Genomic DNA, 5,095 nt, shown 5'->3' with positions numbered 1-5,095 from the left:
ACTGGTGCGCGGCCGACATCGGCTGGGTGACCGGCCACAGCTACATCGTGTACGGCCCGCTGGCCAACCGGGCGACCTCGGTGATGTACGAGGGGGCACCCGCCCACCCGGGCAAGGACCGCTTCTGGGCGATCATCGAGAAGTACCAGGCCACCATCCTCTACACCGCGCCCACGGCCATCCGCTCGTTCATGAAGTGGGGCACCGAGCACCCGGCCGCGCACGACCTGTCGAGCCTGCGCCTGCTCGGCAGTGTGGGCGAGCCGATCAACCCCGAGGCCTGGATGTGGTACCACGAGCACATCGGCGGCAGCCGCTGTCCCATCGTGGACACCTGGTGGCAGACCGAGACCGGGGCGATCATGATCACCCCGCTGCCGGGGCTGACCGCGGCCAAGCCCGGCTCGGCGATGCGGGCCTTCCCCGGCGTCAAGGCGGTCGTGGTGGACGAGGCCGGCCAACCGGTGGAGCGGGGCGGGGGCGGGTACCTGACCCTGCAGCGCCCGTGGCCGTCGATGCTGCGGACCCTGTGGGGCGACGACCAACGCTACCGCGACACCTACTGGTCGCGGTTCGGCGAAAACATCTACTTCGCCGGTGACGGGGCGAAGCTCGACGACGACGGCCACGTCTGGCTGCTCGGCCGTGTCGACGACGTCATGAACGTCTCGGGCCACCGCCTGTCGACCACCGAGATCGAGAGCGCCCTCGTGGACCACCCCAAGGTCGCCGAGGCGGCAGTCACCGGGCGCAAGGACGAGACCACCGGGCAGGCCATCGCGGCGTTCGTGACCCTGAAGGGCGACCAGCAGGGCGACGACGCCCTGGCCGCGGAGCTGCGCGAGCACGTCGCCACCCGCATCGGCAAGATCGCCCGCCCCGCCAACATCCTGTTCACCGACGACCTGCCCAAGACGCGCTCGGGCAAGATCATGCGCCGGCTGCTGAAGGACATCGCGGAGGGCCGTGAGCTCGGCGACGTGACCACCCTGGCCAACGCCGACATCGTCAGCGAGATCCAGGCGCGCTCCGACGCCGGGGCGTAGCCCCGCTGCGCGGGTCGCCGTGGACGGCGGCGACGTCCTCGGGCAGCAGCGCGTAGACCGCCGCGTCGGTGCTGCCCTGGCGGGGTGGTGGGGGCAGGCCGTGGCGGCGGATGCCCTCGAACTGCGCGCCCGCCCGTTCGGCGACGTGCCGGGAGGCCCGGTTGTCCGGGTGGCAGAGGATCTCCAGGCGCTCGACGCCCTCCGCGGCGAGGGCGTGGCCGGCCACCAGCAGCACGGCTCGCAGGGCGACCCCCTGGTGCCGGGCGTGCGGCGCGACCCAGTACCCGACCTCCACCTCCCCGGTGCGGGGGCGGCTGATCGACACGCCCACCGAGCCCGCAAGCCGCGCTTCGCAGCGGATCGCGAAGTTCAGCGCGGCACCCTCGGACGCCGTGTTCGGGGGCGCCGCGACGAAGCCGCGGGCCTCGGTCTCGCCGTAGGGGTCGGGCAGCGGCAGCCACCGCAGGATCTCGTCGTCGATGGCGCGCACGATGTCCACGACGTCGTCCCGGGTGAACCTGTCGAGCGTGACGACCCCGTCGGTGAGGGGATCAGCGGGCCGGCGGAGGACCAGCGATGGTTCTGACACGCGGCCTGCTCCTCCGTACGATGAACGGGTTAGGCTGACCGAGTGTAGGAAGGGGCGTGTGTCGTGGCGAGGGTGTTGAGTGGCGTGCAGCCCACCGGCGCCCCACACATCGGCAACTACCTGGGCGCGTGGTCCCGCTGGGCGGGTGAGCAGCAGGCGGACCACTTCTTCTGTGTCGTGGACCTGCACGCCATGACCGTGCCCTACGAGCCTGGAGCGCTGCGCGAGCGCACCGTCGATGTCGCGACCTGGTTGCTGGCCTCCGGTATCGACCCCGACATCGCCACGCTGTTCGTCCAGTCGCACGTGCGCGAGCACAGCGAGCTGGCGTGGATCCTGACCTGTCTGGCCACGATGGGCGAGCTCCAGCGGATGACCCAGTTCAAGGAGAAGACGGTGGGGCTGGAGTCGGTCTCCGCCGGGCTGCTCACCTACCCGGTGCTGCAGGCCGCCGACATCCTGCTGTACCAGGCGGACGAGGTCCCGATCGGCGCCGACCAGCGCCAGCACCTCGAGCTGTCCCGGGACCTCGCCCAGCGCTTCAACCACCGGTTCACCGACACGTTCACCGTGCCGGTGGCGACGTTCCCGACGACCGGTGCGCGCGTGATGGACCTGCAGGACCACACGAAGAAGATGTCGAAGTCCCTGCCGCCCGCCGGCACGATCCTGCTGAGCGACGACGAGGCCGCCACGCGCAAGAAGGTCATGCGGGCGGTCACCGACTCGGGCTCGGAGGTGCGCGCCAGCCCGGACAAGCCGGCGGTCAGCAACCTGCTGGACCTGATGGCCGCCGTGACCGGGACGGACGTCGCCGCTCTGGAGAACCACTTCACCGGGACGCGCTACGGGGACTTCAAGGCCGAGCTTGCCGAGGCCGTCAACGGCGTCCTGCGTCCGGTCCGGGAGCGGTACACGCAGCTGCGCGCGGAGCCCGACGCGGTGCGGGAGGTGCTGGTCAAGGGCGCCGACCGGGCGCGCACGGTCGCGGCGGACACGATGGGCCTGGTCCGCGAGCGGGTCGGGCTGCGCGGCCTGTGAACCTCGCGAACCTCGAGGGGGTCAGCAAGCGGCACGCCGAGAAGCTCGTCCTGGACGGGGTGACCCTCGGCATCCACGACCGTGACCGCATCGGCGTGATCGGCGCGAACGGCAGTGGCAAGTCGACCCTCCTCCGGCTGGTCGCGGGTGTCGAGGAGCCCGACAGCGGCCGCGTGGTCCTCGGCAACAGCGTGCACGTGCGCTACCTCCCCCAGGATCCCGCGGTCGACCCGGCGGCCACGCCGCTCGAGGTGGCGCTGGCCGGCCCCACCGGCTTCGACCCCCTCACCGACCGGGCGGATGTCCAACGGGAGGCGCGCGCCAGGGCCATGCTCGACCGGCTCGGGGTCACCGACCTGTCCGAGCCGGTGGGCGTGCGGTCGGGGGGGCAGCGCAAGCGCATCGCGCTGGCCTCGGTCCTGGTCGACGACGTCGAGCTGCTGGTCCTCGACGAGCCGACCAACCACCTCGACGTCGACGTCGTCGAGTGGCTGGAGAACGAGCTGGGCGCACGGCAGGGCGCGCTGGTGCTCGTCACGCACGACCGCTACCTGCTCGACCGGATCGCGACCCGCGTCGTGGAGGTCCACAAGGCGGAGCTGCACACCGCGCACGGCTCCTACGCGGACTACCTCGAGGCGCGCGAGACCCGTGAGGAGCAGGCCGAGGCGCGGGAGCGCAAGCGCAGCAGCCGTGCCCGCGCCGAGCTCGCATGGCTGCGGCGCGGGGCCAAGGCCCGGACGTCCAAGGCCAAGTACCGGGTCGAGCGAGCCGAGGAGCTCGTGGCGTCCGGCCCCGAGCCGGTGCGCGACGACCTGATGATCGACCTGCCGGCACGACGCATCGGCGGCAAGGTCGTCAACCTGCACAACGTCGGCAAGCGCTACGGCGACCGGACCGTCCTGCGCGGGGTGGACTACAAGCTCGCCCCGGACGACCGCATCGGCATCGTCGGGCCCAACGGGTCGGGCAAGACCACGCTGCTGCGCCTGATCGCGGGCGACGTGGAGCCCGACGAGGGCAAGGTGGTGGTCGGCGACACGGTCGTGACCGGGGTCTACGGACAGGAGGCGCCCGCATTGGCCCCGCGCACCCGGGTGCTCGACGCGGTGCGGGAGGTCGTGACCGAGACCAACACCGTCGAGGGCATCACGCTGTCCGCCGCCGACCTGCTGGAGCGCTTCCAGTTCGGCCCGGAGGCGCAGAAGGCGTACGTGTCCGAGCTGTCCGGTGGCGAGCGCCGACGCCTCGAGCTGCTGCGGGTCCTGGCCACCGCGCCGAACCTGCTGCTGCTCGACGAGCCGACCAACGACCTCGACCTCGACACCCTCGCGGTCCTGGAGGAGTACCTCGACCACTGGGGCGGGGCGCTCGTCGTCGCCACCCACGACCGCTTCTTCCTCGACCGGGTGTGCGACCACCTGTTCGCCATCGAGCCCGACGGCACGATCCGCCACCACCCGGGGGGCTGGACCGCCTACCGCGAGCACGAGGCCGCTCGGGCAGCCGAGCACCGGCGGGCACGGCGGGCTCCCGACGAGCAGCGCGCACAGACCGGCGAGCGCACCGGTGACCGGCCGGGCAAGCTGCGGTATGCCGACCGCCGGGAGCTGACCGACCTCGAACGGCGCCTGCCGGCGTTGCAGCAGGAGCGGGCGTCACTGGAGCAGGCGGTGCAGGCCGCCGGCGACGACTACGAGGCCGCCGCGACCGCAGGACAGCAGCTGGCCGCGGTGCTGACCGCGATCGACGAGGCCGAGACTCGCTGGTTGGAGCTCGCAGAGCAGCAGGAGACCCCGTGAAGGACCCGCTGGTCTGGATCGACCTCGAGATGACCGGCCTCGACGTCGAGCGTGACGTGATCGTGGAGATCGCCGCGATCGTCACCGACGGTGCCCTGGAGACGGTGGTCGAGGGGCCCGAGCTGGTCGTGAACGCGCCGGATGCCGCTTTGGACGCGATGGTCGACGTGGTGCGCGACATGCACGCCAAGTCAGGTCTGACCGCAGCGGTGCGGGCGTCGCGACTGTCGGTGGCCGACGCCGAGCAGCAGGTCCTGGCGTTCGTGCGCGCCCACGTCCCCACGGCGCGCACCGCGCCGCTGGCCGGCAACTCCATCTCAGCCGACCGCATGTTCCTGCACCGCTACATGCCGACGCTGGAAGCCTACGTGCACTACCGCAACGTCGACGTGTCCACCGTCAAGGAGCTGGTCCGCCGCTGGTACCCCGACGCCTACGCCGCCCGGCCGGACAAGGAGGGCGACCACCGCGCGCTCGCCGACATCCGCGAGTCGATCGAGGAGCTGCGCTACTACCGGCGTACCGCCTTCCGCTGAGCCGGCGGAGGTGCTGGCTCCTGATATGACCCTGATTTCGCAGAGCGGTCGCTGCGAGACGGTGTTGGTTCCTATGAAAAG

5 protein-coding genes are annotated in these 5,095 nt (G+C 71.7%); 4 read left to right on the top strand and 1 reads right to left on the bottom strand.

The window, feature by feature from the left end; genetic code table 11:
• Positions 1 to 1,046, top strand: a 1,046-nt coding sequence (locus WD250_09640) for an AMP-binding protein (GenBank protein ID MEX2620471.1), incomplete at its 5' end; no start/stop codon positions are given.
• Here WD250_09640 and WD250_09635 read toward each other — a convergent pair.
• A complete protein-coding gene (locus tag WD250_09635; GenBank protein ID MEX2620470.1) occupies positions 1,009 to 1,635 on the bottom strand; it encodes a GNAT family N-acetyltransferase in 627 nt (208 codons plus the stop codon). The genes WD250_09640 and WD250_09635 overlap by 38 nt on opposite strands.
• A gap of 63 nt (positions 1,636 to 1,698) precedes the next feature.
• Between WD250_09635 and trpS the strand changes: the two genes are divergently transcribed.
• The 3 genes from trpS to orn are packed head-to-tail and all read left to right on the top strand — an operon-like array spanning position 1,699 to position 5,014.
• Complete coding sequence (gene trpS, locus WD250_09630; protein MEX2620469.1) at positions 1,699 to 2,676, top strand: tryptophan--tRNA ligase; 978 nt, start codon at positions 1,699 to 1,701, stop codon at positions 2,674 to 2,676.
• Entirely contained in the window at positions 2,673 to 4,478 is a 1,806-nt protein-coding gene (locus tag WD250_09625) for an ABC-F family ATP-binding cassette domain-containing protein (protein MEX2620468.1), read from the top strand. Before trpS ends, WD250_09625 begins: the two co-directional genes overlap by 4 nt.
• Positions 4,475 to 5,014, top strand: coding sequence for an oligoribonuclease (orn, locus tag WD250_09620; protein ID MEX2620467.1), 540 nt, complete (start codon positions 4,475 to 4,477; stop codon positions 5,012 to 5,014). Before WD250_09625 ends, orn begins: the two co-directional genes overlap by 4 nt.
• Positions 5,015 to 5,095: the final 81 nt, after the last annotated feature.

It is taken from the genome of Egibacteraceae bacterium, from assembly GCA_040905805.1.
GTDB lineage: Bacteria > Actinomycetota > Nitriliruptoria > Euzebyales > Egibacteraceae > DATLGH01.
This window is presented reverse-complemented; position numbering and strand designations above follow the sequence as displayed.